Annotated in this window: 10 protein-coding genes; 2 read left to right on the plus strand and 8 right to left on the minus strand. The window is 68.1% G+C overall.

The genetic code is table 11. The features are described from left to right. Positions 1–268: 268 nt before the first annotated feature. The 8 genes from ACMZ6R_RS10605 to ACMZ6R_RS10640 form a co-directional block, all read right to left on the minus strand. The gene (locus tag ACMZ6R_RS10605; protein ID WP_416111164.1) at positions 269–2,458 is read right to left on the minus strand and encodes a CHASE2 domain-containing protein; all 2,190 of its coding nucleotides are present in this window, start codon (positions 2,456–2,458) and stop codon (positions 269–271) included. Between the two features lie 14 nt (positions 2,459–2,472). After that, positions 2,473–3,009, minus strand: a complete 537-nt coding sequence (locus ACMZ6R_RS10610; RefSeq protein WP_416111166.1) for a DUF2726 domain-containing protein — start codon at positions 3,007–3,009, stop codon at positions 2,473–2,475. Positions 3,010–3,349: 340 nt separating this feature from the next. Then, on the minus strand, positions 3,350–4,267 hold the full coding sequence (locus ACMZ6R_RS10615) for a M48 family metallopeptidase (protein WP_416111168.1): 918 nt from the start codon (positions 4,265–4,267) through the stop codon (positions 3,350–3,352). Next, complete coding sequence (locus ACMZ6R_RS10620) at positions 4,264–4,749, minus strand: SH3 domain-containing protein (RefSeq protein ID WP_416111170.1); 486 nt, start codon at positions 4,747–4,749, stop codon at positions 4,264–4,266. The genes ACMZ6R_RS10615 and ACMZ6R_RS10620 overlap by 4 nt, the downstream gene beginning before the upstream one ends. Positions 4,750–4,845: 96 nt before the next feature. After that, positions 4,846–5,841, minus strand: a complete 996-nt coding sequence (garR, locus tag ACMZ6R_RS10625; protein ID WP_416111246.1) for a 2-hydroxy-3-oxopropionate reductase — start codon at positions 5,839–5,841, stop codon at positions 4,846–4,848. A gap of 1 nt (position 5,842) precedes the next feature. Further along, positions 5,843–6,628, minus strand: coding sequence for a hydroxypyruvate isomerase (hyi, locus tag ACMZ6R_RS10630; protein ID WP_416111172.1), 786 nt, complete (start codon positions 6,626–6,628; stop codon positions 5,843–5,845). A 34-nt stretch (positions 6,629–6,662) separates the two neighbouring features. Continuing rightward, positions 6,663–9,278 carry a PEP/pyruvate-binding domain-containing protein gene (locus ACMZ6R_RS10635; protein WP_416111174.1) on the minus strand — a complete coding sequence of 872 codons (2,616 nt, stop codon included), beginning with the start codon at positions 9,276–9,278 and terminating at the stop codon, positions 6,663–6,665. Between the two features lie 204 nt (positions 9,279–9,482). Beyond that, complete coding sequence (locus ACMZ6R_RS10640) at positions 9,483–11,957, minus strand: response regulator (RefSeq protein ID WP_416111176.1); 2,475 nt, start codon at positions 11,955–11,957, stop codon at positions 9,483–9,485. A gap of 168 nt (positions 11,958–12,125) precedes the next feature. On the opposite strand from ACMZ6R_RS10640, the gene ACMZ6R_RS10645 reads away from it, so the two are divergent. Together ACMZ6R_RS10645 and ACMZ6R_RS10650 are read left to right on the plus strand one after the other, a co-directional pair. Further along, positions 12,126–12,623, plus strand: coding sequence for an A24 family peptidase (locus tag ACMZ6R_RS10645; RefSeq protein ID WP_416111178.1), 498 nt, complete (start codon positions 12,126–12,128; stop codon positions 12,621–12,623). A 47-nt stretch (positions 12,624–12,670) separates the two neighbouring features. After that, positions 12,671–14,746 carry a tetratricopeptide repeat protein gene (locus tag ACMZ6R_RS10650; RefSeq protein ID WP_416111180.1) on the plus strand — a complete coding sequence of 692 codons (2,076 nt, stop codon included), beginning with the start codon at positions 12,671–12,673 and terminating at the stop codon, positions 14,744–14,746. The last annotated feature ends 109 nt before the right edge of the window (positions 14,747–14,855 follow it).

Genomic DNA, 14,855 nt, shown 5'->3' on the forward strand with positions numbered 1-14,855 from the left:
CTTCAAATGCGGCGCTTCGCCGCTGGCGCGGTTGTTGCCGCAATCGCGTCCGGCGTCGAGAAGCACAGCTTCTCGTGCCGCCGGGCCGATTGCGGCAACAAATACCCGACGTCCGCCACCGCCTCACGAAGTCCCGCCCGACCAAAGCGTAAAGGGAGGTCCGGGGGGCATCCAGTCCCCCGGCGGAGAGGTCCCGGAGAGGCAGAGCCTCTCCGGGCGGGGCCCAGGGGCAGAGCCCCTGGCCGCCGGAGGCACCTCCCTCCCCTCGCTACTTCGACGTCATCACCAACACGCCGTTCCACTCCCCTGCCGGCGGCTCGGCAAGCAACGCCTCGCAGCGCTTGACGTACGAGGCAGCGGCGGGGTCGGTGCCGGCCAAGGCGGTAAAGCCGGCCAGGGCAGTCTGAAAATCGCCAGAGATAAAGGCGGCCAGGGCGTTGGCGTAGGCGTCGTGAGTGGCGGTGAGGGCTGCTGCGGCGGCGGGCCAGAGCGGTTCGTAGACGTCCACGGGTTCGGCGCGGCCGACCACGGCCACGCGGCCGAGGCGACGGCTGGCGAAGGATTCGCCGGCGGCGTCGCGGGTGGCTTTGGAGATCATGGTGTAGGTGCCGAACTGTTTGTTGATGCCTTCGAGGCGTGAGGCGAGGTTCACGGCGTCACCGAGCATGGTGTAGTCGAAGCGGGAATCCGACCCCATGTTGCCGACGACGGCCGGGCCGGTATTGAGGCCGACGCGCATGTGCAGATCGTGGCCGGAGCGTTCGCGGAAGGCGGGACGCAGTTCGGTCAGCTTGTCCTGGCAGCGCAGGGCCGCGCGCACGGCCCGGGCGGCGTGGTCCGGCTGGTCGAGGGGCGCGTTCCAGAAGGCGATGATGGCGTCGCCCTCGTATTTGTCCACGGTGCCGCCTTCCTCCAGGATGATGTCGGTCATGGCGGTGAGGTATTTGTTCAAGAGCGCGGTCAGTTCCTGGGGCGTCATGCCTTCGGAGATGCCGGTAAACCCCTGAAGGTCGGAGAAGAAGATGGTCAGTTCGCGCAGTTCGCCGCCGAGGCTCATGCGCTCGGGGTGGGCGATGAGCGCCTCGATGACGTCGGGGCTCAGGTATTGGCGGAAGGCGGATTTGATGAAGCGCTTCTGGCGGCCTTCGGTGGCGTAGCCGATGAGCACGGCGGTAACGAGGGAACCGGCCACGGCCAGTTGCGGCAGGGCCATGGGCAGCCAGCTTCCCAGGGCGTAGGCGGCCAGGGCGATAAGGATCGGCAGGGGCAGGAAAAGGATGATGACGCCCGCGCCGGCCACGGCCCCGGTGGTCAGGGTCACGGCCAGCCCGGCGGCCACGGCCAGGGCCCCGGCCAGCCACCAGCCGGCCCAATGGGGAATGACGCGCAGAAAATCGCCAGTCAGCAGGCTTTGCAGGGTTTGGGCATGGATTTCCACGCCCGAGGTGACGCCGGCCACGGGCGAGGGACGCAGATCGAGCAGGCCCGGGGCGGAGAAGCCGAAGAGCACGTAGCGGCCTCTGAACATGTTCGGATCGAGGTCGGGCTTGCCGCCTTCGAGCAGAGTCAGCTCGCTGCGGATGACCGCCGCCGCGGACACGGCCGAAAAATCCGACGAGCGCCGCCAGCGGGGGATGGCCCGGCCGGCGTCGTCGAGGGGCACGGTGACCGGCCCCAGGCGCAGGGAATGGCCGGCGATGGCGGCGTCGAGGTTGGGCTCGGCCAGCATGCGGGCGGCAAGCGGCAGCGAGGGCACGGCCTTGCCGTCGAAGAGGCCGAAGAGGTTCACCCGGCGGTAGATGCCGTCGAATTCCGGGTCCTGGCTGACGTTGCCGAGGATCTTCGCCCCGGCCGCCACTTCGGGCACGGGAAAGGCGGCCTTGGGATAGACCGGGGCCTCACTTGGCGGCACCTTGGCCAGCCAGGATTTGAGGCCTTTTATGACCAGGGGATCGGGCGGCACGTCGGCCGGCCAGACGCTCGTCTTGCCTGATTCGCGCCCCAGAAAGACCGGCAGCACGAAGTTGCCCAGCCGCTTGCCGGCCGCCGCGAAGGCCGTGTCGTCGGCCACGCCGTAGGTCGAGGGTTCGGTGTAGAGCACGTCGAAGGCCACGGCCTTGGCTCCGCCGCGCCGGCAGAAATCCAGGATCGCGCTGTAGACCTCGCGCGGCCAGGGCCAGGACAGGCCGTTTTCCTTGGCTGCCCAGTCGAGGCTGGCCTGGTCGAGAAGAATCAGCCGCACCGCGTCCGAACCGCCGTCCCGGGGCGTGAGCAACCGGGCCCGCCAGTCGAAGGTGCGCGCCTCGAACGAGATCACGATGCCGGTCAGCGACAGCAGCCAGGCCGCCGTGAGCCCGACCACCCCGGCCATGACGCCATACAGGATGCGCTTGCGAAAGGCGGCAAAACCACCGGGACCGGCCTCTTTCGCGGGGGAAGGGGAAACCGTCTGTTGCACGACACTGTTGCTTTTCAAAGGAGCCCTTGCAGGTGTTCCCGGATATACTCCGGGGTATAGTTGCCGTCCGGCCTGGCTTTGATGCGCACCATGGGCAGGTCGAGGGTCCGGATCACTTCGTCCTTGAACCGGTCCCTGAGCGGCTGCCCATCGTGGGAACTGTCGTCGAGTTCGATGATGCAGGCGACATAGTGGCCGGGACGGGTGATGATCACAAAATCCAGATGCATCTTGGACACGCGGTTGAAGGCCGCGTAATACGCGCCTCTGTCGGTATATTTCAAATTCTTTTCATCGTTGTCGATGCGCAGCACATCGGCCAGCCGCACCATGGACAGGATATGGTAGCGTCTGTCCACGACCCTTTCAAGTTGTTCGAAAAACTTGCTTTCGTTTTGCGTGAAGACTTTTTTCCTTTTGAAAATGCTGAAATCGAAATCCAAGGAATAATAGTCTTTCTTCGCCCTTCCCTTGCGCCACCAGAGTATCCTGGCAACGATGTAGGCCGTAAAAATCAAGCCAAAGACAATGCCGACTGTTTTGAACTCCACGAATCAACGCTCCGCCACGCTCAGCGCGCGACTCACCCGTAGTCTTCTTCCATGCGGCGCTTCGCCGCTGGCACGGTTGTTGCCGCAATCGCGTCCGGCGTCGGGAAGCGCGGCTTCCCGTGCCGCCGGGCCGATTGCGGCGACAAGATCAACCCAACCCGCACCGTCTCCCCTCCCCTCCACCCACCATCCCAACCCGGTAACGGGAGGTCCGGAGGGCATAAGCCCTCCGGCGGAGAGGTCCCGGAGAGGCAGCGCCTCTCCGGGCGGGGTCCAGGGGCAGCGCCCCTGGCAGATCCAGGGCAGCGCCCCTGGCAGGGTACGGGGCAGCGCCCGGGCCCTAGATATTCCCCAATGCCGCCTTGAAGCGGGCCACGCGCGCCGGGGGCTCGTTGATCTCGGCCACCCGGGCCAGATTGGCCAGCTCGTGGATGCGATCGGACGGCGCGGGGTGCGTCTTGGCGAAGTCCGTGCCGCCGGGGGTGAGGCGCTTTTGCATTGCTTCCAGCATGTCCGGCAGCCCGGAGGGGTTGTAGCCGGTGCGGACGAGGATGGTGATGGCGGCTTTGTCGGCTTCGTACTCCAGGGTGCGGGAGTAGCCGTTATTGACCATGGTGGTCATGATGTCGCCGATGGAGTCCGCGAAGATGTTGGTCAGGCGGGCCACGTCCGAGCCGCCGGCCTGCTTGAGTGCCTCGCCGCCAATGATGGCCAGGGCCTCGGTGGTACGGGCGCGCTTGATGGCGCGCAGGGCGTCCTTATGCTCCACGTGGGCGATCTCGTGGGCCAACACGGCGGCCAGGGCGTTTTCGCCGGAACAGCAACGCAGCATGCCGCGCGTGATGAAGACGAGCCCGCCCGGCGCGGCAAAGGCGTTGATCTCGGTGGAGTCGATGATGAGGAAGTGGTAGCCGCCGTAGGTCTGGGGCATGTCGGAGAACATGGCCAGGGCCTGTCCCACCTCGTTGACGTAGGCATTGGCCTTGGCGTCATGGTAGGGATGGTATTTGCTCAGAAGCGACGCGCCGACAGCCCGGCCGATGTAGTATTCCTGCTCGGGCGTGAAGTCCTCGGCGGCGTGGGCCACGGCCTGGACGCTTTTGACGGCCGAGGCGGCGTAGTCGCCGACCGGCGCGCCGCCGACGCCCGCGCCAAAGGAGCCGAGCACGCGGGAAAGCCCCTCGGGATTGTTGCAGCCGTAGAGCGCGAAGCCGAACACGAGCAGCCCGGCCAGGGAAAGAAGGATACGCGACTTCATTTCGCGCCTCCCTGGGGATGCACGCCGCCCTGGCTCAAAAAGGCCAGGAGTTGTCCCGGGTTGTAGCTGATGCGCTCCATGGCGTTGACAGCGGCGAAATCGCCGCCGTGGCTGCGGCGATAATCCGCCTCGACCTGGGCGGAAAAGCCCTTGCCGGCCAGGGCCATTTCCTTGCCGGAAACGCTGCCCGTGCCGCCCGCCCCGCCCGAGGACATGGCCAGTTTTTCCGTGGTCAGCGCCGTGCGGTGCATCCAGCCCGAAACGCCGCCGGGCAAGGTGACCTTGGCCCAGTCGCCCTGCTCGGTGCTCACGTCCACGCTTTGGCCATAACCGGCCTTGCCCACGATTTTGCCAAGGAATGAAGGCGACTGGCGCACCTGCCCGTCGCGCACGGACACACTCATGACCTTGGCCGCCAAAGCGATGGCCCCGCTCAGGCACACGGCCAGGGCCAGGGCCAGCGTCAGTTTCCGGTATCGCACAAAGGACTCCTTCATATGGCGCGCGGCGCGCCGGACTTGTGCCCCAGAAAGGCGGCGTTGCTGGACAGACTGCCGATATATCGACAAAATATTGTTTTACCGTTCCACCGTCACATGGGCCAGTTTCTCGAAATAGCGAATCATGCCGCCATGGTCGTCCTCACCGCAGCCATCGGCCAGCATGGCCTGCATGACCTCCATGACCGAGGCGGTAAACGGCAGGGGCACATGCAATTCGTTTGCCGTGCGCAACACGTTGGCCAGGTCCTTGACGTGGAGCTTGAGGCGAAAGCCCGGCTCGAACTTGCGATCCATGACCAGCGGGGCCTTGGCGTCGAGCACCGTGCTGCCGGCAAGGCCTCCGCGAATGGCCTGATAGACGAGGTCCGGCTCCACCCCGGCCTTGGCCGCGAGGACAAACGCCTCGGACATGGCCGCAATGTTGAGCGCCACCACGACCTGGTTGGCCAGCTTGGCCACGTTGCCGGCCCCGACCTCGCCCACGCGGGTCACCGAGGCGGCCATGGCGAGCAGCACCGGCCTTACCGTCTCGAAATCGGCCGCGTCGCCGCCGGCCATGACCGTAAGCGTCCCGTCCACGGCCTTGGGTTCGCCGCCGCTGACCGGCGCGTCCAGAAACCGCACGCCCTTTTCGGCCAGGGCGGCCCCGATCTCCCGGCTGGCCAGCGGCGCGATGGAACTCATGTCCACGACATAGAGACCCTCCCGCGCCCCTTCGATGACGCCGCCTTCGCCAAGCACCACCGCGCGCACCTCGGGCGAATCCGGCACCATGGTGATGACCAGCTCGCTTGCCCGGGCCACCTCCGCCGGCGACGGGGCATAGGTCGCGCCATGGGCGGTCACGGCCTCGACGTTTTTCGCGGTGCGGCTGAACACCGTCAGCTCGTAGCCGGCCTTGAGCAGATTGCGACACATGGGCTTGCCCATGATGCCAAGGCCGATGAATCCGATTTTTTTCATAGGGTGTCCTTTGGGGTATGGATGCCTCCGGCGGCCAGGAGGGGCGCCGCCCCTCCTGGACCATCCTGCCGGGGGGAATTTCCCCCGAGCCCCCTTTAACGGGGATATGCTATAGCGACAGGCCCATCTCCGCTACCCAGGCCAGGGAGGCGCGGGTGTCGGGATCGGGCACGTATTCCAGGCCGACAAAGCCCTCATAGCCCAGACGGTCCAGTTCGGAAAAGAGGAAGGGAAACCGGATTTCCCCGGTGCCGGGCTGATGCCGGCCGGGATTGTCCGCGATCTGCACATGCCCGATGCGGGGCAGGTTGGCGGCGATGGTGGCGGCCAGCTCCCCCTCCTCGCGCTGGGCATGGTAGACGTCGTACTGCATGGCCACGTTGTCGCGCGAAACGGCGTCGATCAGGTCCATGACCTGCTCGGTGGTACTCAGCAGAAAACCGGGGATGTCGAAATGGTTGATGGCCTCGATGACGAGGCTGCGCCCCTCGGCGGCCAGGGCGGCGGCGGCGAAGGCCACGTTTTCGAGGAGCGTCTCGAAGGCGTCCTCGGGCGAAACGCCGTCCGGCAGTTTTCCGGCCAGACAGTTGAGCCGGGCCACATCCAGGGTCTTGGCGTATTCGAGGGCCAGCCCCACGCCGTCGCGAAACTCGGACTCCCGGCCGGGCAGCGCCGCGATGCCGCGCTCGCCAGCGGCCCAGTCGCCGCAGGGCAGATTGAAAAGCACCTGGGAGAGGCCGTTTTCGGCCAGACGCGAAGCCAGTTCCCCGGCCGCATAGGCGTAGGGAAAGAGGTACTCGACAAAATGAAATCCGGCGTCCCTGGCGGCGGCGAAACGCCCGGGAAACGGCGCTTCGGTGAAAAGCATGGTCAGGTTGGCGGCAAAACGCGGCATGGCATTCTCCTTGGTCGCATAACGCAACGCGCACTCAGACGGTTTCGGCCGCAGGGCCGGGGGGGGACCAGGCGGGATCGAAGCAGGGCGCGCCCGAAAGAAAACAGGCCACCATGGCGTCGATGCTTGCCTCGCTGACCATAAGCATATCCGTCTGGCGGGTGAACTGCAAAAGCCGGCCCATGTGCCCGAGCTTCTCCGCGATCACCTCGGCCGGGAACTTCTGGAACCGGCCGGCCACACGGTCGGCGGCGGCGTCGACCACGAAGCCCAACGCCTCCAGGATGCGGCCGATGGCCCTGGCCCGGCGGGCGCGCTTGACGTCGTCGGCCGCGCCCCCGGCAAAGGAAAAGGTGATGTAGTTCTTGTTGACCGTGGCCCCGCAGTAGCAGTCGAGCACGCCGTAGTGGTAGCCCACGCGGGAGCTGAAGTTGAGATACTTGTCCGAGATGATGGCGTAGGACTTGTCGCCGAAGCGCTCGGTGCCGGCTCCGGGTTGGGAAAACATCTGTTCGGACATGACGGAGAGAAAGCCGCCGAAGTTCACCGGCCGGGCGATGCGGGCTTCGCCGGTCAGCACGAGGCCCGTCAAAAGCGCGGCAAAGGGACGCGAGGCGATGTCCCCGGGCACAACCCGCAATTTTCCGGCCGCCTCCTCGCGGATGCCGCCGCCAAGGTCGATGATGTGCAGGTCGAGGCCGGTGTTGGCGTCGAGGGTGACGCTCCCCCCCTGCCCGTCCGAGGCCAGGTCGCTGACCGCGAACATCACGCCGTAGGACCATTCGTGGAGCAGCCTGGTGACGTCGTGCACGGTCCGGCAGCCCTCGGGCTTGAAGGAAGGGGCCTTGGGGTCGAGCAGGGTCAGCGGCACGACGCGCTCGGCCACATCGGTCAGGATGGCGTGGACCTGGGTGCCGGCCATAAACGTCGGGTCGGCCGGGACCGTGGCCAAAAGCGCCTCCACCCGGCCACGGTAGATCCGGCCCGAGGCCGCATCCACGGTGACGACCTCCCCTGGCGCAAGGAGGCTTGTCGCGCCCGCAAGCCCCAGGAGCGTGGGCACGCCGAATTCCCGGGACAGCGAGGCCATGTGCCCGGTGACGCTGCCGTGGTCGGTGACGATGGCCGCCGCCCGGCGCATGGCCACCATGAACCGGGGATCGCTGTGGGGCGCGACCAGCACCGCCCCCTGGGGAAAGGTGTCCAGGTCGTCGTCGGCCAGGATCAGATGGACCGGGCCGCAGCCCACGCCCGAGCAGGCCGCCTGCCCGCCTTGCACGAGGATCTCGGCGCCGGACACGGGCGGCGTGGGACGCGGGGCCGCGGCTGACAGGGCGGTCAGCTGGCGCGATTGCAGCACCAAAAGCCGCCCCTGCCCGTCGACGGCCCATTCCATGTCCTGGGGCCGGCCGAAATGGCGCTCCAGGGCCAGTCCCCAACCGGCCAGGGTCCGGGCGTCGGCGTCGGAAAGGCTCGGCTCTCGGCGCTTGTCCCCGGGCACGGGCACGTCGGTAAGCCCGCCCGTCGGCGACGGCACGAGCATGCGCGGCTTGTCCGTGACCACGCGCTCGGCCACGGCCAGGGTGTCGCGGTCGAGAAGGAAGCTGTCCGGGGTGATGACGCCGTCCACGGCATAGGGCCCGAGGCCCCAGACGGCGTTTATAAGCACCGCGTTGCGGTAGGGGTCCTCGGGCAGGCGCGTGTAGAGCACGCCGGCCGCGACCGAGGGCACCAGGACCAGGCAGGCCACGGCCATGGCCACGTCGTCGTCGGGAATGCCCTTGAGCAGCCGGTAGGACATGGCGCGGGGGGTGAAAAGGCTGGCCAGCACGAACTTGTAGGCGCTGGCGATACGGTCCGGGGCGACATTGAGCATAGTGAGATACTGGCCGGCAAAGGACAGCTCGCCGTCCTCGCCGATGGCGCTCGAGCGCACGGCGAAGCGTACGCCGGCGTCTCCCGCCGTCGCGGCGGGCACGGCCGCGTCCATCTCGCGCGACACGGCCTCGGGGAGTTTCGCGCGCAGGATGGCGGCCTGGATGTCCTCGGCGGCGGCGGCCATGGAGGCCGGGTCGTCGGGCGCGATGCCAAGGCGGATGCTGGCCACGGTCTCGAACAGTCCCGCCTCCTCGAAAAAGGCCCGGAAGGCGGCGGTGGTCACGGCGAACCCGGGCGGCGACGGCAGTCCGGCCTTGCCCGCGATCTCGCCCAGGTTGGCGCATTTGCCGCCCACCTGGTCCACCATGTCGCCGGTCACTTCCGCCATGGGGATCACAAGCCGGCCGCGATAGGGATTGACCCGGCCGGCGATGACCGTCTTGATCTCGGACGAGAGCCGTTCGACCAGGGCCAACAGCGTCGGCTGGGGCTTGCCGGAAAGGCGCTCGAAACTCTTGATCATGCGGATGGCGTGGAACACGGCGCGGCTCGTGCGCGAACGGATAAAGGCCATGCCGAACACCTCGCGGCCCTCGAGCATCACCTCGATTTCCGAAAAGATCTTGAGCAGCTCGGTGTTCGACTCGAGCAGCGACTGGAAATGGTTGTATTTTTCCCGAAAGACCGCGGCCGTCTCCTCGCGGGAGATGACCGGCCGACGGGAAAAAAGGCTTGTGACCAGACTGCGCAGACCGGAAACGACGGTGCCCATGGTCCCGCTCCTTTGTCAGGGCATTCCCTTTTGCGCCCGGACGTCTTCCCCGTTATGATGCCCCGACCGGCCCGTCCGGCCGGACAAGGGAGGGACTTATGGGCGCCAATCTGGCTATCGTGATGCTTGTCCTCATCTTCTCCGTGGCCATCGGCCTTTTCATCGGGAGCAAGATACGCCGCAAATGACCGTACCGGCCAGCCCTTACCGGAGACAAACCGGCCCGGCCGGCGAAGCGAGGACGTCTTCGTCCAGACCGGCTTCCCGGGACAGACGCCGCAGAACCTCCAGGGCCCCGGCGAAATCGTAGCGCGTAACGGCCCGGCGCAATTCCGCCAGGCCCTTCGCGCCAACGTGTCCGGGAACGGCCCGGCCAAGGGCCGCCACGTCCTCGTCGGCCTGAATGCTGCCTTCGGCCAGATGCGCCGCCAAACGGCGCAGCAGCGGCGCGTAGTCCGCCGGCCTTGCCGCCGGCTCCACCGCGACGTCCCGTTGCGCCTCGGACGGCATCGCCGCCGGGACAGGCGGGCGGCCTTCCATGACGCCGCCGAGCGCCGCCAGCAGTTCCTCCCGCTCGAACACCTTGTGCAGACAGCCGTCCATGCCGGCCTCCAGGCAGCGCGCCAGTTCCGGGGCCGTGTCGTGGGCGGTCAGCGCCATGATGGGGATATCCGGCGGACATGGCGGGCTCACCCCGTCGGCCAGCAGCTTGCGGATGATGCGCGTGGCCGCCGGGCCGTCCATTTCCGGCATCTCGATGTCCATAAGGATGCAGTCGAAGGCGCGGCCGCAAGCCTTTTGTCCGAAAAGCACCCGGCAGGCGTCCTTGCCGTTGACGGCTGTCACGACGTCATGGCCGGCGCTGCGTAAGATCTGGGAGAAAATGGCCCGGTTGAGCTTGGCGTCGTCCACGAGCAGCACCTTCCAACAGCCGGTCAGGGCGCACTCGGGCGGGGACTGCGGCGGCGGCGTAAGCCGGGCCGCGGCCTCGACGGTGTCGGCCAGGGCGGCGGCATAGGCCTCGAGCACCTTGTCGGGGGGAAGTTCCCCCCTGCCCAGGGTGACCTCCAGTTCCCGCGCGGCATCGGCCAAAGCCTCGGCCGCGATGTTGCCGGCCACGCCCTTGACCGTGTGGGCCAGCCGCCGCGCGCCGTCCAGGTCCCCTGCCGCCAGCCGCCGGGCCAGAGTCCGGCCGCTGGTGGCGTAATCGCGCACGAACTCCGCCGCGATGCTCGCCAGCAGCGCCCCGTTGCCGCCGAGCCGCTCCAGGGCCTTGGCCGCATCCAGGCCGCAAACCTCCGCCGCATCGGCCGGGGACGCCTGGGAGCCAGGTGCCCCCGCATCCGTAAAGGCCGCCATGTCCCGGCCCGCCTCGACCGCCGGCGCGATCCACTGGCCCAGGGAAGCAAGCAGCCTCGCCGGGTCGATGGGCTTGGTCAGATAGTCGTTCATACCGGCTTCCAGGCAGCGCAGCCGGTCGCCGGAAAGCGCATGGGCGGTCAGGGCCACGATGGGCAGGTCGCCGCCGCCGGGCAAAAGCCGTATGGCCCGCGTTGCGGCCAGACCGTCCATGACCGGCATCTGCACATCCATGAGCACGGCATCATAGAGGGCCAGCCCGACCATCTCCACGGCCTCGCGGCCGCCGCCGGCCACATCCACCACCGCGCCGAAGCGTTCGAGGATCTCCCGGGCCACCTGCTGGTTGATGGAATTGTCATCCACAAGCAGGATCAAGGCGCCGGCCAGGGGACCGGTCGTGCGGGGTGGGCCTTCGGGAGCGGCGGCGTCTTGCGGCGCGGTCAGGGCCGGGGGGACGGCCGGGGCGGACTGCCGCCCGGCCCTGTCCTCCTCGAAGGGGCAGGTGAAAAAAAAGCGGGAACCCTGCCCCGGTCGGCTGGCAACTTCCAGCCGGCCGCCGAGCAGTTCCACGCCGCGCCGCACCAGGGCCAGCCCCAGGCCCGTGCCGCCGTAGGGCCGCGACAGGGAGCCGTCGGCCTGGGTGAAGGAGTCGAGCATGGCCGGGATGGCGTCGCTTTCCATGCCGATGCCCGTATCGGTAACGGCAAAGGCCAGCCCGACCCGGCCGCCCCGACGCTCCACCAGCTCCACGGCCACGCGGACCGAACCGTGTTCGGTGAATTTGACGGCGTTGCCGACCAGCTGGCCCAGTACGCCCTCCAGGCGGGCATTGTCGCCGACAAGCCGCGTGGGGACGCGCAGGTCCAGGTCCAGCTCCAGGGACAGTCCCCGCCCCCTGGCCGCCGCATCGAAGCGCCCGGTCACCCGGCCAAGCGCCTGTCCCAGATCGAAGGAGACCGGGACCAGCTCGGCCAGCCCTTTTTCCAGCCGGGCGAAATCGGTGATGTCGTCCACCACGCCGAGCAGACCGGTGGCCGAAGCGGTGATCTTGGACAGATAGTCGCGGACTCGCGGATCGGTCACCAGGGGCACGGCCAGATTGGCCAGGCCGATGATGGCCGAAAGGGGCGTGCGCAGCTCGTGGGTCATGCGGGCCATGAAGTCGGCCTTGACCTGCATGCCCGCCTGGGCTTCGCCGCGCAGCCGCTCATTGGCAGCCTCGGCCTCCCGCAACGCGTCTCGTAATCGGTCGCGCTCGGCGGTGACAAGCCCAAGGGCGGCGGGCAATGAAGCGTCGTTGGCGGCATCGCTTGCCATGCGGACTCCGATGCGCTCCGGCCGGGGCCGAACCGCCCGTGAAGGTTCACCTCTCTCCCTGGAAGAACTGACTTTTTCCATCCCCGGCGTCAAGGCCATGGCGCGTCGGCCAGCCATGGACAAGGGGCCGCGTTGCCGCTACCAAGGGGCAGAGCCACAGGAGTCGCCATGCCCCCGGATACGGAAACCCTGCTCGCCTTCGCGCTTACGGCCGCGGCCTGTACCGCCTGCGCCGTCATCGACATCCGCACCAAGCGCATCCCCAACGCCATCACCTTTCCGGTCATGGCCGCGCTCGTGGTCCTGCACGGCGTTTTTTCCGGCACGGCCGGACTTGGCGAATCGGCCCTGGGGCTGGCCGGGGGGTTCCTCGTTTTCTTGATCCCCCACCTTTTCGGCCTGCTCGGGGCCGGCGACGTCAAGCTCATGGCCATGGTCGGCGCGGGGCTCGGCACCCAGGCGCTGCTGACGGCCGTCCTTTTCACGAGCCTCGCCGGGGGCGCGCAGTTTTTCGTCTGGCTCGCCTGGATGCGCTTCGCCGGCACGCGCAAGGGACGGGGCTACCGGCTGTGCTACGGGCCGGCCATCGCCGCCGGGGCCCTGGCCACCATGGCCCTCAACCTGGCCGGGCAGCCCTACCTGAGCCTGGTCATCCCCCGTTTCTGAGGTCCGGGGATTGACCCTCTTGCGCTCTCTTTTATAAATTTGCAGCCATGCCCACACACGCCCCAAACATCGCCAAACGTCGTCGCATTGCCGGCGCGATTTTTTGCGGCCTGATCCTTTTGGGCGCATTCGGGCTTATTGCTGTGTGCTGCGGCACGCCCGAGCGCGGCGCGCGGCTGTACGACCAGGGCAAGGGCAAGGAGGCGCTGCCGCTGCTCGAGGAAGCGGCGGCGCGGGGCTCGGCCCCCTCTTCCTACCGGCTGGGGCTGTTGCTCGAATCCGGCCGGGACGCGCCCCGGGACCTGCCCCGGGCCTTGGCGCTGTTCACGGCGGCGGCGAAGAAAAACCTCGTGTCGGGCATGGTCAAGGCCGGCGACCTGTTGCGCGAAAAGGGCGAGGACGCGGCGGCGGTGGCCTGGTATCGCCGGGCGGTCGATCGGGGAAATCCGGCCGGCATGGCCAGACTCGGCGAGATGCTGCTTGCCGGCCGGGGCGCGCCCGTCGATACCGACAAGGCGCTGGCCCTGCTGCGCCAGGCCGCGGCCAAGGGCGACCGGCAGGCGGCCATGGACCTGGGGCAGGCCCTTGCCGCGCTCTCCGAAGCCGGGGACGCGCGCGGCGACGCGGCGGCGGCGGCCCGGTATTTCCAGGCGGCCGGCGAAGCTGGCGAGGCGGCGGCCATCGGCCGTCTGGCCGACCTGTACGCGGCCGGCCGGGGCGTGCCCAGGGACCTGGGCAAGGCGGCCGATCTGCGCCGGCGGGCAGCCGACGCCGGAGACGCTCCCGCAGCCTACGCCCTGGGGCTGGCCTATCTGTCCGGCCAGGGCGTGACCGCCTATCCCCTGGAAGCGGCACGGCTTTTTTCCAAGGCGGCAGACGCGGGCTACGTGCCGGCCATGCTGCGTCTGGCCGACATGTATTATGCCGGGCTCGGCGTTTTCCGCGACCCGGACCGGGCCCTTGCCCTCTCCGACAAGGCCGGCGAGGCTGACGACGCGGCGGCCGGCAGACTCTGCCGGCTTTTCGCCGCCGGAAGCGAGGACCGGCGCGACGCCGGACGGGCCGTGAAATTTTGCGACAAGGCGGCCAAGGCCGGCGATGCCGGCGCGGCCACACTGCTCGGGCTCGGCATGCTGCGCGGCCGGCTGCCCGGGGACGCGGCCACGGGCACGCGGCTGTTGTCCCAGGCGGCCTGGGCCGGCGATGCAGAGGCCATGTACGCCATGGCCCTGCTGCATCTGGCCCAGGAGGGCGTGGCCGGCAATCCGGCCGAGGCGTTTCGCTGGTGCCGGCTGGCGGCGGCGGCCGGCCTGCCCGAGGCCAAGACGCTGCTCGCCGCCCTGTCCGAGGAGGAATTCCCCAGCGCCGCCAATCTGGCCAAGGCCATGGATTTCTACCGCGAGGCGGCGGGAGCCGGCGATGCCGAGGCCGGATTCGCCCTGGGGTCGCTGCTCTCCAAGGGCCTGGCCGGGCCGCCGGATTTCAGCGCCGCCCGCAAATGGTACGCCATGGCGGCCAAGGCCGGCGATTCGCGGGCCCAGTTCAACCTGGGGCTCATGTACCTGACGGGCAAGGGCGGTCCGGCCGACGACGCCAAGGCGCTGACCCTCATGCGCGAGGCGGCGGACCAGGGCGATCCCCACGCGCGGTGCAACGTGGCCACCATGGAGCTGACGGGCCGGGGCACGACAGCCGATCCCCGGGAGGCGTTTCGCTGGTATCGCCTGGCCGCCGGCCAGGGATTTCCCCAGGCCCAGGCCATGCTGGCGACGTTTTATTACGATGGGCGGGTGGTGCCGCGCGATTTCGAAAGCGCGCTTTTCTGGCTGACCCTGGCCAGCCGCGATCCGAGCGGCGACGCGCTGCTCATCCGGGCCGCCAAGGCCAAGGCCGCGCTGACAAGGCGGCTCACCCCGGAGCAGCTCGAACGCGTACGCCAGCGCGTGGCCGACTTTTCGCCGGCCGTCTACGATCCCAACGCCGAAAAGGCGCTGCTTGCCTCCATCAAGTTCCTGCCGCCAAGCGCCCGGGGACCGGGATTTTCCGCCGCGCCGAAAAACGCCCGAAACGTCGCCTCCGAACCGCCGCAAGTGGACAAAAGCGAGGACAAGGCGTTATTTTAAAAGATATTTTTGGAATGACCTCCGGGGGGAAACTTTTTTGAAAAAAAGTTTCCCCCCGGACCCCCTTTCAAAAAACTTTTAAAGGTTACGATATGATTACGTTCAATCA

The sequence above is a fragment of the Solidesulfovibrio sp. C21 genome (genome assembly GCF_047785625.1).
Taxonomy (GTDB): domain Bacteria; phylum Desulfobacterota; class Desulfovibrionia; order Desulfovibrionales; family Desulfovibrionaceae; genus Solidesulfovibrio.